This window comes from Streptomyces sp. NPDC002130 (assembly GCF_040296465.1).
GTDB lineage: Bacteria > Actinomycetota > Actinomycetes > Streptomycetales > Streptomycetaceae > Streptomyces.
On the sequence record NZ_JBEOXI010000686.1, the window covers coordinates 1 to 1,716 of the forward strand.

A 1,716-nucleotide genomic window follows, 5' to 3' on the forward strand; every position below is an offset into this window, starting at 1 on the left:
CCTGCTCGCGGCGGTACGGGGAGAGACTGGCGCGGACCCGGTGCTACTCGGACACGTCCACGCCCACCCGGGTGCACTGCCTCCCGTCCTCACGAAGTGCGGCGAGCTGTGCATCGCTGGCGAGCGATCCGCCAGCGGACTCTGCCGGAGCGGAGCCGGCAGCAGCCGGAGCCTCAGCATCGTCTGCAGCAGCCGTCTCCGAGGAGTAGCCGGCAGCAGCGGTGGCAGCCTCAGCGGCCTCGTCTGCAGCGGTCTTCTCCATCTGAGTGGTGTGCATCTTGTGGCGACGCTCAGCCTCGGCGTAGCGGTTCTCCCACTCTTCACGCTGCTTGTCGAAGCCCTCGAGCCATTCGTTGGTCTCGGGATCGAAGCCCTCGGGGAAGATGTAGTTGCCCTGCTCGTCGTACGAGTCGGCCATGCCGTACTTGGACGGATCGAACTCGGCGTTGTAATCCTCATTGGCCTGCTTCAGCGACAGCGAGATACGACGACGCTCGAGGTCGATGTCGATGACCTTGACGAGTGCATCGTCGCCGACGCCGACAACCTGGTCCGGAACCTCGACGTGGCGCTCAGCGAGCTCCGAGATGTGAACGAGGCCTTCGATTCCCTCTTCGACGCGCACGAATGCACCGAACGGAACCAGCTTCGTGACCTTGCCGGGCACGATCTGGCCGATGGCGTGCGTGCGGGCGAACTGACGCCACGGGACGGCATCAGAAATCGGTCCTTCTCAATGGGCCAGTGCACAAACGGAAATCCGCCGGCCAGCTCATCCTGGACTTCTCCGGCGATCAAGGCCCTCAGTTCCTGTGCAGACTGTTCGACGTGCGGCCCGACGCACCTGATACCGATCAGAGAACTGGTTCCTGCACTCTTGTCTTTTGGCCGCGGTCCAGCGTCGAGCGCGAGGTGGCACTGACCGTCATCGAGCATCGACACCGTCCACACGCAGTTCTGCATGTACGTATCAGGGCCTTGCCATCGGCATTGCAGATCCCTGCCGACGGCCTGGCACGCCTCGACGACGTTGGTAGGGGCGTCGTCTGGTGCATCCGGCCCCATGATCGGAAAGCTCCATACCCCCACGTAGTCGAAGTCGGGCATATACATGCCTTCACTATGGCACGTTGTCAGAACGCGTCCTCCTCGAGTTCCATGATCTCGTTGTCCAGGGAACCCAGGATTTCTTTGGTCGACGCCAGGACGGGCAGGATGTTCTTCGCGAAGTACGACGCGACGACCACCTTGCCCCGATAGAACGACCGGTCCTTTGCCGACGCATCACGATCCAAGGCTGCCAACGCGACTTCGGCTTGCACCAGCAGTCGCCATCCGATGAGCAGGTCACCTACCGCGTACAGAAAGCGCACCGAGCCGAGGCCTATCTTGTACAACTCGGAAGGCTGGTCTTGGGAAGCCATCAGATACCCGGTGAGCGTCCCGGCCATCTCCTGCACGTCGGTCAACGCGGTCTCGAGTAGGACTCGTTCGGCCTTGAGACGACCGTTCCCGGCCTCGCTGTCGATGAACTCTCGTATGCGACCGGCTACGTGAGCGAGTGCAACACCGCGGTCGCGGGCGATCTTTCGAAAGAAGAAGTCCTGCGCCTGGATTGCCGGACCGAAGAGGTGGTCGGTCTCGTCCAGCGAGTCGGAGATACCGCGCAGGTCGTAGACGGTGGCGCCGAGCGCGTAGGCGTCCCGCAGCATCCGC

Annotated in this window: 1 protein-coding gene and 1 pseudogene; both read right to left on the reverse strand. The window is 62.9% G+C overall.

The features are described from left to right. Positions 1-43: 43 nt before the first annotated feature. Positions 44-709 (reverse strand): annotated as a pseudogene (locus tag ABT116_RS44425) (S1 RNA-binding domain-containing protein); the annotation flags it as partial. Between the two features lie 424 nt (positions 710-1,133). Then, on the reverse strand, positions 1,134-1,649 hold the full coding sequence (locus tag ABT116_RS44430) for an acyl-CoA dehydrogenase C-terminal domain-containing protein (RefSeq protein WP_351646587.1): 516 nt from the start codon (positions 1,647-1,649) through the stop codon (positions 1,134-1,136). Positions 1,650-1,716 lie beyond the last annotated feature (67 nt).